The 13,598-nt window shown below is 68.1% G+C and carries 14 protein-coding genes and 1 tRNA gene; 5 read left to right on the forward strand and 10 right to left on the reverse strand.

All coding sequences use genetic code 11. The annotated features are described in order from the left end of the window. Positions 1-80 precede the first annotated feature (80 nt). The 3 genes from lysA to IG88_RS0120825 all read right to left on the reverse strand — a co-directional run bounded on the left by lysA (position 81) and on the right by IG88_RS0120825 (position 3,099). Positions 81-1,472 (reverse strand): diaminopimelate decarboxylase, encoded by a 1,392-nt coding sequence (lysA, locus tag IG88_RS0120815; RefSeq protein ID WP_031043236.1) that lies wholly within the window; start codon positions 1,470-1,472, stop codon positions 81-83. Positions 1,473-1,490: 18 nt separating this feature from the next. Further along, positions 1,491-2,546: an ArgS-related anticodon-binding protein NrtL gene (nrtL, locus tag IG88_RS0120820; RefSeq protein ID WP_031043238.1), complete on the reverse strand. Its 1,056-nt coding sequence runs from the start codon at positions 2,544-2,546 to the stop codon at positions 1,491-1,493. Positions 2,547-2,634: 88 nt separating this feature from the next. Further along, complete coding sequence (locus IG88_RS0120825; RefSeq protein ID WP_031043241.1) at positions 2,635-3,099, reverse strand: response regulator; 465 nt, start codon at positions 3,097-3,099, stop codon at positions 2,635-2,637. A gap of 179 nt (positions 3,100-3,278) precedes the next feature. Between IG88_RS0120825 and IG88_RS0120830 the strand changes: the two genes are divergently transcribed. Next, a tRNA-Arg gene (locus tag IG88_RS0120830) sits at positions 3,279-3,350 on the forward strand. A 175-nt stretch (positions 3,351-3,525) separates the two neighbouring features. On the opposite strand, the gene IG88_RS0120835 is transcribed toward IG88_RS0120830, so the two are convergent. The 5 genes from IG88_RS0120835 to IG88_RS0120845 form a co-directional block, all read right to left on the reverse strand. Continuing rightward, positions 3,526-3,909: a DUF6083 domain-containing protein gene (locus IG88_RS0120835; protein ID WP_031043244.1), complete on the reverse strand. Its 384-nt coding sequence runs from the start codon at positions 3,907-3,909 to the stop codon at positions 3,526-3,528. 195 nt (positions 3,910-4,104) lie between these two features. Beyond that, positions 4,105-4,239 carry a hypothetical protein gene (locus IG88_RS43795; protein ID WP_420712093.1) on the reverse strand — a complete coding sequence of 45 codons (135 nt, stop codon included), beginning with the start codon at positions 4,237-4,239 and terminating at the stop codon, positions 4,105-4,107. Positions 4,240-4,867: 628 nt separating this feature from the next. Further along, a complete protein-coding gene (locus IG88_RS43425; RefSeq protein WP_158853993.1) occupies positions 4,868-5,410 on the reverse strand; it encodes a hypothetical protein in 543 nt (180 codons plus the stop codon). A gap of 309 nt (positions 5,411-5,719) precedes the next feature. After that, entirely contained in the window at positions 5,720-6,376 is a 657-nt protein-coding gene (locus tag IG88_RS42695; protein WP_107452242.1) for a hypothetical protein, read from the reverse strand. A 241-nt stretch (positions 6,377-6,617) separates the two neighbouring features. Then, complete coding sequence (locus tag IG88_RS0120845) at positions 6,618-8,333, reverse strand: DNA methyltransferase (RefSeq protein WP_234332236.1); 1,716 nt, start codon at positions 8,331-8,333, stop codon at positions 6,618-6,620. Positions 8,334-8,395: 62 nt separating this feature from the next. Here IG88_RS0120845 and IG88_RS41455 point away from each other — a divergent pair, with 62 nt between their 5' ends. Further along, on the forward strand, positions 8,396-8,635 hold the full coding sequence (locus IG88_RS41455; RefSeq protein WP_078861554.1) for a helix-turn-helix domain-containing protein: 240 nt from the start codon (positions 8,396-8,398) through the stop codon (positions 8,633-8,635). Between the two features lie 730 nt (positions 8,636-9,365). Then, complete coding sequence (locus tag IG88_RS0120855) at positions 9,366-9,872, forward strand: DUF523 domain-containing protein (protein ID WP_031043252.1); 507 nt, start codon at positions 9,366-9,368, stop codon at positions 9,870-9,872. Between the two features lie 48 nt (positions 9,873-9,920). Here the strand turns inward: IG88_RS0120855 and IG88_RS0120860 are convergent, their stop codons facing one another. Together IG88_RS0120860 and IG88_RS0120865 are read right to left on the reverse strand one after the other, a co-directional pair. Continuing rightward, positions 9,921-10,205: a putative quinol monooxygenase gene (locus IG88_RS0120860; RefSeq protein WP_031043253.1), complete on the reverse strand. Its 285-nt coding sequence runs from the start codon at positions 10,203-10,205 to the stop codon at positions 9,921-9,923. Beyond that, positions 10,202-10,939 (reverse strand): nitroreductase family protein, encoded by a 738-nt coding sequence (locus IG88_RS0120865; RefSeq protein ID WP_234332237.1) that lies wholly within the window; start codon positions 10,937-10,939, stop codon positions 10,202-10,204. The genes IG88_RS0120860 and IG88_RS0120865 overlap by 4 nt, the downstream gene beginning before the upstream one ends. Before the next feature lie 138 nt (positions 10,940-11,077). Between IG88_RS0120865 and IG88_RS0120870 the strand changes: the two genes are divergently transcribed. Both IG88_RS0120870 and IG88_RS0120875 read left to right on the forward strand, forming a co-directional pair. Continuing rightward, complete coding sequence (locus IG88_RS0120870) at positions 11,078-11,569, forward strand: Lrp/AsnC family transcriptional regulator (protein WP_031043257.1); 492 nt, start codon at positions 11,078-11,080, stop codon at positions 11,567-11,569. Positions 11,570-11,752: 183 nt separating this feature from the next. Next, on the forward strand, positions 11,753-13,597 hold the full coding sequence (locus tag IG88_RS0120875) for an SMI1/KNR4 family protein (RefSeq protein WP_051851993.1): 1,845 nt from the start codon (positions 11,753-11,755) through the stop codon (positions 13,595-13,597). Position 13,598: the final 1 nt, after the last annotated feature.

Here is a 13,598-nt window from a genome sequence, read left to right on the forward strand (position 1 = left end):
CGTGAGACGTTTATTTCATTTTCGGAGGGGTGGGCGCCGAAGGATCTTCGCCGCCCCGGCCGTCCCCTCCGCGGCCGGGATCAGCCGACGTCGAGACGGAGCAGGTCCTCCTCGGTCTCCCGCCGCACGATGACCCGCGCCGCGCCGTCCCGCACGGCGACGACCGGCGGACGCAGCACGTGGTTGTAGTTGCTGGCCATGGACCGGCAGTAGGCACCCGTCGCCGGTACGGCGACGAGGTCACCGGGTGCCAGGTCCCCCGGCAGGAAGGCGTCCTTGACCACGATGTCCCCGCTCTCGCAGTGCTTGCCGACGACGCGCACGAGCATCGGCTCGGCGTCGGAGGTGCGGGAGGCGAGGGCGACGCTGTACTCGGCGTCGTACAGCGCGGTACGGATGTTGTCCGACATCCCGCCGTCGACGGAGACGTACGTCCGCAGCCCGTCGAGCGGCTTGACCGTGCCGACCTCGTAGAGCGTGAAGGCGGTCGGCCCGACGATGGCCCGCCCGGGCTCGACGGAGATCCGCGGGGTGGCGAGCCGGGCGGCCTCGCACTCCCTCGTCACGATCTCGGTCAGCGCCTTGGCGATCTCGTGGGGCTCGCGGGGGTCGTCGTCGCTGGTGTACGCGATCCCGAGCCCGCCCCCGAGGTCGATCTCGGGCAGCTCGACCCCGTGCTCGTCGCGGATGTCCTTGAGCAGCCCCACCACCCGGTGCGCGGCGACCTCGAACCCCGACATGTCGAAGATCTGCGACCCGATGTGCGAGTGGATCCCGATGACCTCGAGCCCGTCGAGCTGCAGCGCCCGCCGCACGGCCTCGGCGGCCTGCCCGCCGGCCAGCGGAATGCCGAACTTCTGGTCCTCGTGGGCGGTGGCGATGAACTCGTGCGTGTGCGCCTCGACCCCGACGGTGATCCGGATCTGCACCCGCTGCCGCTTGCCGAGCGACTGCGCGATGTGCGCGACCCGCACGATCTCCTGGAACGAGTCGAGCACGATCCGCCCCACCCCGGCGCGCACGGCGCGCTCGATCTCCTCCGGCGACTTGTTGTTGCCGTGGAAGGCGATCCGCTCGGCGGGCATCCCGGCGGAGAGCGCGGTGGCCAGCTCGCCCCCGGAACACACGTCGAGGTTGAGCCCCTCTTCGTGCAGCCACCGCACCACGGCCCGGGACAGGAAGGCCTTCCCGGCGTAGAAGACGTCGGCGTCGTTGCCGAAGGCGGTGCGCCAGGCCCGCGCCCGGTCCCGGAAGTCGGCCTCGTCCAGGACGTAGGCGGGGGTGCCGTACTCCTCGGCGAGCTGCGTGACGGAGATCCCGCCGACGGTGACGACTCCGTCGGCGTCCCGGCCGACGGTGTGGGCCCAGACCTTGGGGTCGAGGGCGTTCAGGTCCTCCGCCGGGGCGGTGTAGTGCCCCTCGGGCAGGACATCGGCGTGACGGGGCCCGGCGGGGTGTGCGGAACGGCTCATGACGTCTTCTGGGCTCTCTCAGAGGTGGTCGGGTGCGTCGATGCCGAGGAGGGCCAGGCCGCCGGCCAGCACCGCCCCGACGGCTTCGGCGAGGGCCAGCCGGGCGCGGTGGGCGGCCGAGGGTTTCTCCCCGCCGCGCGGCAGCACGGTGAGCAGGAAGGGCAGCGCGGCGTCGGCGACGGTGACGAGGTGCCGGGCGAGCCGGTCGGGGGCGCGGTGGTCCGCGGCGGCGGCGAGGACGCGGGGGTGGTCGGCGAGGGCGGCGAGGAGTCCCGGCTCCACGTCGGTGAGCGGGCCGGGGGCGGCGGTGAACCCGAGGTCGGCTGCGTTGCGTGCGGCGGCACGGGCGCGGGCGTGGGCGTAGCGCACACGGAAGAGGGGGTTGCTCTCCCGCTGGACCAGGTGCTCGTCCCCGGCCCGGGGCCGGTCGTGGGGGGCGGGGTGGAGCAGGGCCCAGCGCCCGGCGTCGCGGCCGAGGGCGAGGAGACCGGCGGAGGCGGGCGCGGGTACGGGCACGGGACGGACGTTGACGGGCAGCTCGGCCGGGGCCGTTCCGACGGCGTCGACGGTCACCCCGAGGACGGAGGACCAGACCTCCTCGAACCCCTCGGCGGTCACGCGGACGAGGGCGCCCTGGGAGCGGAGCAGCCGCGCGGTGGCCTCGGCGACGACTACGGCACGCAGGTCGTGGGGGCAGTGGAGCTGGACGACGCGCCCGTCCGGCTGGTCGGCGTACCCGTACCGGACCCCGCGGCGCAGGATCTCACCGACGAGTCCGGCGCCTGCGGCCTCCCGGTCGAGACTGATGTTGAGGAATCCCGGCCCGGTGAGGACCACGTCGGTGATCCCGTCCGTGCCGACCAGGTAGGGCCGCAGCACCTCGGCGACCCGCAACGGCGTCTGCCCGGCGGGGCGGGCAAGCTGGAGGGCGATGCCGGTGGCGTAGTCCCCGCACCCGCCGGGCCCCGGCGGCGCGACCACGGCCCGCGTCGGCACGGCCACGCTCAGCTCCCCCGCGTCGACGGCACGGCGCACGGCGTGCAGCACGGTGCGGGAGAGTTCGACGGGGGTCACGTGACAAGCGTATGGGAGGGAGGGGGTGGGCAGGCGAACCGTTTCCCGGGAGTCCCGGGATGTGGACGCGGACCCCGCCGCCCCGGGCTCACGCCTGGGCGGGCGACCCGCTCTCCCCGGCAAGCCGGCGGACCCTCGGCAGGCTGCCCCGGGCAGGCGCTCCGGACGGCCCGCGGGCCTCCCGCTCGGCCAACTGCCGTACGAGACGGACGAGCTCGGCGGGTTCGAAGGGCTTGGGCAGAAAGGCGTCGACCCCCGTCGCGAACCCGGCGTCGATCTCGTACTGCGTGCAGGCACTGACGATCGCGATCGGAAGGTCCCGGGTCCGCGGGTCGGCGCGCAGCCGGGCAGCCGCCCCGATCCCGTCCAGCCGAGGCATCACCACGTCCAGCGTGACGACGTCGGGCCGCACCTGATGGACGACTTCAAGACACTCGGCACCATCGCCCGCGGTCACGACCTCGAAGCCCTCCAGCTCGAGGTTGACCCTGATCAGCTGCCGGATGACCTTGTTGTCATCCACAACAAGAATCCGGCCGTAAGCCCTAGGCACCACTCGAGAGTAGGTCGACACCGGCCACCGCGTCCGGGTTTTCCCCACTTCCACCCCACGCGAGGGACAACCCCCTGCGGGGGCCGCCCCCACGGTCGCCGAAACCCGTTCATGACCACCCCGGGTGAGCTGGTAGTGTTCTACCCGTCGCCGCGAGCAACACCGACTGCGGCGGACACGCCCCCGTAGCTCAGGGGATAGAGCAACGGCCTCCGGAGCCGTGTGCGCAGGTTCGAATCCTGCCGGGGGCACCGTGAATCAGGTGCCCAAAGACCCCGTCACCAGCGGAAACGCTGAGAGCGGGGTCTTCGCGTATGTGCAGGCATGTGCCGCCCGGAGCAGCCCTATGAGGCGGTCCGTGGACTATTCGTGGAAAGGATCTTGGGGCATCTTCCCTGGTCAACCCCGAGGCTTTCGAAGCGCCCCTCAGCCAGCGTCGGGCCACTCCTCCGGAGGGGCAGGCGGTTCCGGATTGCTCTGCCGCTCTGCCCGCCGCGTGTTCTCCCCTCGCAGGCTCGTCAACCACGGCCACAGATCCGGCAGCGGCTGTGCCGGGCAGGCAAGACGGTGCTCGATGCGGCACCGCTGGAACTGATCCGGCGGACACACCCCGTAGACCGTCACCCGTCCATCGGACAGCTCGATCCACCGATGCTCCGCCGGCACCGTGTGAGCCAGCGGACGCATGTCCGGCTCCAGCAGTACCCAGTCCTGCTCCAGCGTCGCCACCCGATCCTGCAGCAGCCCGCAGTACGGGCAGCGGGGCTGCCCACCACCCAGCCGCCGCGGCTTCTCCTCCAAGGCCCCCATACTGCGAGGGTCGTCAGCCCGGCAGTCCAGGCGTAGAGCGCGAACCGGACGGAACCCCTGGGGCAACCGTCCGCCAGCGGGGCGAAACACGACGCGGCAAGCGCAGCCAGCAACCAACGGCCGACTACACACGGCCGAGACATGGCGAAGTCCTCCGGGCCGAGCGGGCTGGAGGGCTGACGGCCTACCGCGTGATCACTCGTACTCGCGCAACAACTCCTCGATCTTGCGGTTGACGATCTCCTGGCGTCCGTCGATGCACTTGGCGTAGCGGCTCAGCAGGACCTCCACACTGTTGCCCGCACGTTCGGCGATTTCCGTCGGGTCCACCCCGGAGTGGAGCCAGGTCGACAGTGCCGAGTGCCGGAGGTCATACGGATGCCCGTGATCGGGTTCTCTTTGAACTCCCCGAGGTCCACCGCGTAGTGCAGCGCATTGGCGAGCGTTCGACGCTTGCGCCGGACGGTCTCCGCGGCTGCCGCCGTCCCGTCGAGCTTCAGCTTGAGCGAATCCAGGACGTCCCTGCCGATCGCGGCGTCACCGAGGCAGGCTCACAGACCTGCCCGATCCGCTGGCTAGCGGAATGGGCCATGATCACTCGCGCCAAATCCGCTCCAGCCCAAAGCCGCTCCACTGACCTGGCGCCAGTCTGCAGCACCTTCATCTGACTAGCACTCATGCAAAAGAGGATAGGTCTCAACGCGAGGGGGATCACCGGCTGGTCAGGCGGCGGGAAAGGTGGCACCCAGTTGAGGGCCGCCACCACACAATCAACGATTTCCGACATGTCCTCGTCGTCGAGTGCGACGACGAACCCGCGATGATCGAGGGCTGTATCACGACACCTCTTAAGGAACCGATCCTTGTCCTCGAAAGACCGACAGGCCAGAATCCCAAATCGCCCTCCCAGAGGAGAGAAGCGAGACAAAATTTGATCGAGTTCCGGATTCCCCACCTCTCACCCGTAGTTCTTACACTCGACAAATACATATTGGGCGGAAATTTTATGTCGCGCGAGGAAGGCGAAGAACCAATCTTTCGCATTGTTGGTGTAGGTGAAATCAATCCCTTTTCGTCCCTCATGAATCTCATGCTCCATTTCCGGCATGATGAGCGACGGATAGAACAAGGCTGTAAGCAACGCCTCGACGCGAGCATGATAGTTGTTCGCTTCTGCATTCCCGACCGGAGTATTGACTACAGCCCGAAGGAGCTTTCGATAGTCCGGCGCTGAAGTGCCATTGACTTCGCCCAGTTCCGCGTGCGAAATTACATCGGGAGCGTGCGTATTCACCTCCTTGTAGTGATGGTAGGCAGACGGACGTTCCAGAGTCTCTCGCCTCACGTCCGGCTTAGTGGAACCGTATTTTGCCTCAACATCCTTCCTGTAGACCTTCCTCTTGCCACTCTTCAGGACCCGAACCAATGCACTGCGCGGATCAGCCTCTTCTTCGGACTGCAATGCCGGGGTTTCGTTCGGCTCTCCCGAAGCCCACGGCATCTGAACTGGTCAGAGCCGTGGGCTTCCTCAGCCTCGCAGGTCAGCGAGAGCGGTGATCAGTAGACCGGCTAGTGATCATCACCGCCCGACAGGCAATGAGGGGCCCTCGCCCACCCGTGCTCGATCGAGCGGAAATCCACAGGGAACCACGGGGACGAGCGGGCACAGTGCAACGCAACAGCCCCCGACCGTCTCACCTGGTCAGGGGCCGTTCAACTGCGCGGTGGGTGTGGAATTTGAACCCACGGCGGCTCGCGCCACGGTGGTTTTCAAGACTCCGACTCACCGAAAGGGAGTTTAATAAGCGGCTCACTCAGTGAATTCTTGGGCTTCCTCGAGTCCTTCCTGAACGTAGTCCGGAAGCATGTCCTGAGCGGGACCATCTGGGGGCCAGACCCTTACACCATGCCGAGCAACGAAGTTCAGGGGAATCTTAGGGTTGTTGAGGTGGGGACGCGCGCCTCCGCCCCGACGAGCATCGATCTCGATCTGCTTCTGGAGCGCTGCTTCCCACTGGGAAAAATAGGGCTCCAGCTCTCTCGGATGGATCTCGTAGATTGCTTCCGGAGTCGATTGGTCGAAAACCGCAATGACCCAGAGATGAACCGACCTGTAGCGATCAATATTTTCGAGAGTGAGCGTATGCTCCGTAGTGATGCTGAGACTCTTTTTACGCTCCCCCCTAAAGTTCAACCGTGCGACAGTTTTGATTTCATACTCACGCCCCAGCGCATCCGTTGCATCGTTACCGACTCGCCCCCCTCCCTTGGTAAGGTTGAACAATTCAAGTAGCAATAGCTCCTTGTATCCCCCATCGTCGAACACATTATGGATATGCCGCTCAGAGGCGCTCCTCTGAAGCTGTAGACCCAGTTCAACGATCTTGCGGATGTCACCTTGCGGGCGGAGCAGAGCGCCCTGACCTTCTGGGTCTCTCTGGCTCGGGGCGAGTTGATGATCAGTCACAAAGGAACAGTCGCCCGTACTTAGATCAACGTCTACAGACTATAAGTAACACGATGAACGCGGAACGTGAGAGTCCGGCGTTCGAGGGCGCAGGGTTGCGTCATTGGAAGTGGTGTACGGGCTTTCACCTGATCCGGGCCCTGGCCTGGCGTCTGAGTGAGTGCCCAGATACAAGAGCGGCCGTCGGCTGCTCTTCGAGTAGGGGCGGCCACGCGTTGCTGAGACGGCAGCCGCCTTCTGGCTACTCGAAGCGCCTACTCGGGCTGGCCAATAGGCCAGTCTTCGGGTCGATGCTCCACCCGTCATCCAGCAGCGTTGCCGTCGCCGTCTGCAGGTTGAGGTCCGCGACGCTCCATCCCTCCCGAAGCGCGCGGCGGAGCAGCTCCAGATATAGGTGACTCGGAGAGGCAGGGCCGGCAGCACCAACCAGCTCGCGCGTCGCCGCAGCAACGGCCTCAGCCGTCGGCTCCTTGAACGAAGCCTCGGCGTCGTCCTGCGGAACCATTGTCAGGACAAGGTCGAGCGTAGTGACGTGCTCAAAGCCCGAGGCCAGCCCCTTCACAGAGCGCTGCCCCTTGTTCAGGATGACGATTTTCTCTGGCTCGATGCGCAGGCCGGCTGCCGCGACTGCGCGCTGGACCACTGCCCAAATTCTGCCCGAGGAGTTGCCGAAGACCATGGAGATGCGCCCGCCAGGCTTCAGGATGCGGCGGCACTGCTTGAGCGACTCCGTCAGCAGCGCCTCGTAGCGGCCCGCCGTGCGCTTAGTACCGGTGGAGCGATCGATCACCGCCTCCTTGTCGACATCCGTGAAGCCATCCAGCCAGCCCTCTTGGAACAGGGCCATATCCGCGTAGAAGAGGTTCGAACCGAACGGCGGGTCCGTGAAAACGTAATCCACGCTCGCGTCTGGTAGGGACAGCTCCGCAGCGCTCTCCGTGACGTACTCCGCGGGCACCGTGTCCGCGTCCACGTTGTGCGTGAACGCCTGTGCCCGGATCCAGTCGTCAGCCTTCAGCACGGCGGTCGTCTTGCGCTCAAAGAGTTCGAAGACGTTCCACTCATAGAAGACCGGCGCGATGTAGTAGTTCTGGTTCGCGGCGTTCAGCGGGCGTTTGTGCGACCACTGATACCGCTTGCTCGCCCGAGTCAACGTTGCAGTGAACGCGAACAGCAGCTTTTGACTCAGAGCACGATCCTCAATCCTGCGGATCTCATCGCGCAGGGCTACCAGAGTGCACAGGTTACGCGGCGAATAGAACGAAGCCACGGTCGTGTAGCCGCTCTTGCCCAGCGCAGACGCCCGGTACATTTCCCGGTCAGGGGTAATCTCAACGTGGGGAAAGTCCAGGCCGTCGACGTCGATACTCGGCGCCGCGACCGCCGGCTGCTCACGCTGCTTCGGGGAGCACGCACAGTTGACGTAGTCGACCGCGGGCTGCTCATCCACGCGCTCGAGCTTGCTCGAAATATGGGCCGAGCAGTGGGGACAGACCATGTTCGTCTTCGACCACTCCGCGGCCTCGAGCGAGTGGTAGTAGTTGACGGGCTTCTCGCAGCCCGCGCACCTCACCAGAACGCTCCAGACGGTCTTTGCAAGCTGGCCGGTCCCACCACACCCACTGCAGGCGACCTCGTAGATCTTGCCCACAGCATCCTGGGCCCGCTTGATGACGGCCTGCGCGGTACTTGTGAACTCGTGCCCCTCCACCATGTTCAGGTAGTTGGACCCGATGTGCCGACCCAGCACGGAGATGTCTGACAGGCGCGCCCGGCGCCCGGTGATCCGCGCCGCGACCCCCGTCATGCCAGACCCAGCGAACGGGTCGGCCACGACGCCGCCGGGCGGACAGTATGCCTCGATGAACGGCGTAATCGCAGGCACGGGGACCTTCGTCAGGTAGGCGTGCGCGAGGTAGGCAGGGTCACCACGGCCTACCACGATCTCCTCAGCCATGCCGCCAATGTTACTCATAGTCTGTAGACCCATCGTCTGCACCGTCCTAGCGTCCCTACATCATGACGCAAGCCTCCGACAAGCTCCGCATCCAGCGGCAACGAGCGGCGTTCGGCCACCGCGTGCGGGAGCACCGTCTCTCGGCAGGCCTTTCGCAGGAAGAGCTCGCGGAAAAGGCGGGGATCCACCGGACCTACGTCTCTTCGCTGGAACGAGGTCAGCGCAACGTAAGCCTTGACAACATCATAGCCCTCGCGCGTGCACTCAAAGTCGATGCCGCGCAACTGCTCGAAGGTATTTGACGGGCTTCAAGGAAGACGTTGATTTCGCTCGGTTCCTGAGCGTGGGAATCTACTCCGCCGACACGATTATCCAAGACCTCAAGCGCAATAACGGGCACTCCATTATCGAGCTCGAGCAGTACGCTGCCAACAAGGTATGGCAGACGAAAGTCAAGCGCATGCGTCTACCCGACCTCATGTGCATTAGGCACTGACAATTCAACACCGAGCCACGACAACGTGCCACAAATCAGTACAGGGAAAGCTGATTGGCTGCCGGTGATCCACGGCTCTGCCCACGGTGGCAGCCGGATAGGCGAGCAGCGCAACGGCCCGTGCTCACGGGCGCCGAGGAGCCGTGGACTGACTTCCCGTGAACCGTCGCTCCTGCCGGGGCACACTGTGCACATGTACGCAAGACCCCGTCATCAGCGAGTTCGCTGAGAGCGGGGTCTTCGCGTATGGGCAGGCGGATGGTTCTCACGGCGTGGCCCGTGCCTCTGCTGGTGATCGGAGCGCGGACGCAGGGGGCCCGTCGTGCCCGTGCCGTGGCTGCGCGGCACCGAGCGGTTGGCCGAGATTTCTTCCTGCACCTCTTTCCGGAGGTTGTCGGTCCGTTCCTGCTCCCGGTCGTTCTCGTTCAGGGGAGCCTTGGGCGCGGCCACCGCTTCGGCGGGGGCGGCAGGCCGGCGGTGGTCAGGGCGGGAACTTCGCGGCCCGGAGGGCGGCGGGGGACTCGTAGTCTGGGGTGGTGGAGCGGATTCTGGTGAGTGCCTGTTTGCTGGGCAGGCCCGTGCGTTATGACGGGGGTGCGAAGCCTGTCGGGGACGAGGTCGTCGCGCGGTGGCGGGGCGAGGGGCGGGTCGTCGTCTTCTGTCCGGAGGTGTCCGGTGGGCTGCCCGTGCCGCGGGCTCCGGCGGAGATCGTGGGCGGTGATGGTGGCGATGTGCTGGACGGGGTCGCCCGGGTGCTCACGGAGGGCGGGGAGGACGTCACCCGGCAGTTCGTTCGCGGGGCCCGGCTTGCGCTGGACGCCGCGCGGGGAGCCGGGGCCCGTGTGGCGTTGTTGAAGGAGTCCAGTCCGTCCTGTGGCTCGCTTCGTGTCTATGACGGGCGGTTCGCGGGGGCGCGGGTGCCGGGGCACGGTGTCACCACGGCCTTGTTGAGGCGAGCGGGGGTGCGGGTCTTCAGCGAGGACCAGGTCTCCGAGGCGGCGGCCTGCCTGCGCGAGCTGGAGGGCTCCGGCGCGTCGCGCTGACCGGCCGGCGCCTCCGGCGGCTTGTGGTGGACGGGAGAGAGGTCCGGGCTACGGTGCCTCGACTGCCGAGATCCGGTACTTGTGTACCTCCGCCTCGCGGATCCGGGCCGCCTGTTCGGGTTCCGGACCCGCGCCGCGGAAGCGGGCGAGGGCCTCGTCCGTCTCCCAGCGCTCGTAGACGTTGATCCGGTCCCGTTCGATCGCGTCGGCCGAGAGGGCGAAGTCCAGGCAGCCCTCGGCGGCGCGGGCCCGTTCGACGGCCTCCGAGCATGCGGCCAGGTACGCGTCACGGTCGGCGGTGTCCATCCACAGCTTCCCGGCGATGATGATCATGGTGCTCCTTGTGTCTTCCCTTGGCTCCCGACAGGCAGACCGCCGCCGGAGCCGGAAGTCATCGGCGTCGTGATCGCCTCCGTCAGGGGCTTTCGGGTCAGGTCCGGGACCTCGCAGTCGGGGGCCGCGTGGCCGACGGGGAAGAGGATGTAGGGGCGTTCGTTGCCGGGGCGTTCGCAGATCCTGGTGAGGAAGGCCATGGGGTTGGGTGTGTGCGTCAACGTGCTCAGGCCCATCGTGTGCAGGGCGGTGATGAAGAGGCCGCAGGCGATGCCGACGCTCTCGTTCACGTAGTAGTTCTTGCGCAGCGAGCCGTCCGGCATCGCGGTGCTCTTCTCGGCGAAGCAGACCACGAGCCACGGCACGACCTCGAGGAAGCTCTTGTCGGAGTCCGTTTCGAGGGGGGCGAGCGCCGCGCGCCACTCGGGCGGGATCCGGCCGCCCTCGTAGTTCACCCGTTCCTCCGCCTCCGCGGCGACCCGGATGCGGTGTTTGGTCTCGGCGTCGCCGATCACCGCGAACTTCCACGGCTGGAAGTGGGCGCCGGAGGGCGCGGTGTTCGCCGCGGCGACGGCGAGGTCGATGCACTCGCGCGGAACCGGCTCGTCGCTGAAGAAGCGCACGCTGCGCCGGCGGTCGACGAAGGACACGAAGTCCCGTCCGCGGCGGATCATTTCGGCCTCGTCGTAGCGGTCCGGGCGGTACGGGACGAACGGGTGCGTGTGCTGCCTCACGGGACTCCTCGTGGACGGGAGTCCTTAGAGTGGGACAGCGGGTGCCGGACAGGCAACAGAAGCCGTCCTTGCTTGCTTATTCGGCAGGAACAGTGGCTCTGGGCTGCCTTTTGGGTGGCAGATCGGCAGGTGCGTACGGTGGCACGGCGGGGGCTTGATCGGCTCGACGGCCGGATGCTGCGGCTGCTACGGGAGCGTCCGCGGGAAGGGCTGTTGGAGGTCGCCCGGCAACTCGGGGTCGCCCGCGGTACGTTGCAGGCGCGGCTCGACCGGCTGGCCGGCGCCGGTGTGGTGACCGGGTACGGGCCGGACGTGGACGTCGCCGCGCTCGGGCACACGGTGCAGGCGTTCACGACGTTCGAGGTGGACCAGCCGGCCCGGGCGGCCATCGCGGCGCGGCTGCGGGGCGTGCCGCAGATCCTGGAAGCACACGTCGTGACGGGGCCCGGCGACATCTGGTGCCGTATCGCGGGGACCAGCAACCAGCATGTCCAAGAGGTGATCGACCACGTGCTCGCGGTGCCCGGGGTGCGGCGCAGTACTACGGTCATCGCGCTGAGTGCGGTCGTTCCCTACCGCGTGCAGCCCCTCGTCGACGAGGTGTCCGGTCTGTCGGAACCCGGAGGATGAGGTCACGGCTCCGTTGTCGGTGCCCGGTGACAGCATGCGGGCATGAGTGGTGATTCTTCCAACCGGTCTTTCGACGGGGCTCCCGACGGGCCTTGCGATGGGTCTTTCGGTGGCTCTTTCGATGGGTCCTTCGGTGTGTCCTTCAACTGGCGTGACTTTCTCGGGCGTTGGCAGCAGGAGTGGATGCCCCGGCCCGAAGAGGACGTCGACGGCGGGCCCCGGTCCGTCGTCCTCGGGCGGGACGGGGCCGGTGAGGCGGCGATCCTCGCGGCGGAGGAGCGGCTGGGGCGGCGGTTGCCGCCGTCGTACCGGGAGTTCCTGGCCGTGAGCGACGGGTGGTTCGTGGACCAGATGGCCGGAATCTACCGGCTCGGCGGCGTCGCGGAGATCGACTGGTTCGGGGACCCGCACGACATGACGTCCGTGTACGAGGGGTTCCTGGACGACGACCCGTCGCCGGAGGCGGTCCTGCTGGCCGGGATGTGGCGGCGGGCGTTGCGGCTGGAGACGGACTCCGACGCGTCGTACGCGCTGCTCGACCCGGGGGACCGCGACGGGGACGGTGAGTGGGCGCTCTACGTGTACAAGGGCTGGGGCGGCGAGTTCCCGGACCGGTATCCGTCGTTCCGGGCGTACATGGAGGCCATGTACCGCCACTTCCACGCCACCCGGGCCGAGCGGTCCGACTTCGTGAACGCGACCACGCGTGAGCAGGACGCGGGCGTGGAGCGCGCGCGGTCGCTGGCCCTGCGGGGGCGGTACGAGGAGGCCGTGCCGCTGCTGGAGGAGGCGGCCGAGTTCGGACGGCCGCACAGTGCCGTGCTGTTGAACCAGATACGGCATTTCCTGGCTCCGGGGCACTCCCGGGGCTACGGCGGTCTGGTGGCCGACGCGCGCTACCTGCCGGAGGTGCTGCCCGTGGAGGCCGTGGGGCCGGCGCGGGAGCAGTGGCGGGCGGGCGGTGACGAGCACTGGCTGGGGATGATGGCCGCCCGCGGCGCCGGGCGGGAGGCGGCCGGGGCAGTGCTGGACGAGCTGCGGAACGGGACCTACCGGTATGCGCCCGCCGGTGCCTGGGGGCGGGCCGTCGGCGAGGCACGGGAGGCGGCCCGGTGGGGTGCGTGCGACGCGGCGTGGCGGGTGCTGCGGGGCGCGCTCCCGCGGTGGGAGCAGCCCGGGCCGCTGCTGATCGTTCCGCTCGGGCTGCTCGCCGATCCGGTGCTGGGGCCGCTGGTCACCGCGGAGCGGGGGCGGGAGGTGCTGGCGACGCCGCGAGGCGGGCAGGCGGGGCCCGCTCCCGAGCCGGTGCCGGATCTCGATCCGCCGGGGCTCGCGTGGCTGGCGGAGCCCGCCCGGTTCCACAGGTCGTTCGGTGGCGGGTACCGCTGTGTCTGGGTCGAGGGGGTCGGGCCCGAGAGGCTGCCCGGGCTGGTCGGGGAGGACGGCGCGGTGCTGAGCGGTCCCGTACGGCCGTTCGACGCGGCCCGGGCGGCGCGCAGGCCGCACGAGCGTGAGGACGAGGGCGTGGAGTTGTGGGAGGACCGGGCGGTGGTCGCCGCCGGGCGGGCCGAGGGGGCGTGGGCCTTCGCCTTCGACGGGTACGGCCTGCACCACATGAGTCATCTGTTCCGGTCGCCGGTCACGGACGCCTCCTCGGCCGGACGGGCCGTGGTGGTGTGGTGCGAGCCGGGGGGCTCGGCCGCCGGGGGCCGCCCGGACGCGTTCCACCTGTCCGTGGCCGAAGGGGGTGAGGAGTTGTACGCGTTCACCCTGTGGGGCTCGGACGTCGAGCGCTCCGGTGCGATACCCGGGGCGCTGGACCCGGACCGGTTGTTCCGCCCGGGGGATTCCGGGAACGAGGGGCACGTACGGGCGCTCGACGCACTGCACGGTGAACTCGGGCTGTCACTGCCCCGCTTCGCGCTCACCGAGGGCAGGCTCCCCACCTTCACCACCCGGTCCTGGACGCGGGCGCCCCGCGAGGGCGAGGGGTTCGCCTACCTCGCCTTCCGCAGGACGCGGCGGTGAC

The organism is Streptomyces sp. NRRL F-5650, from assembly GCF_000721365.1.
GTDB classification, from domain to species: Bacteria; Actinomycetota; Actinomycetes; order Streptomycetales; family Streptomycetaceae; genus Streptomyces; species Streptomyces ardesiacus.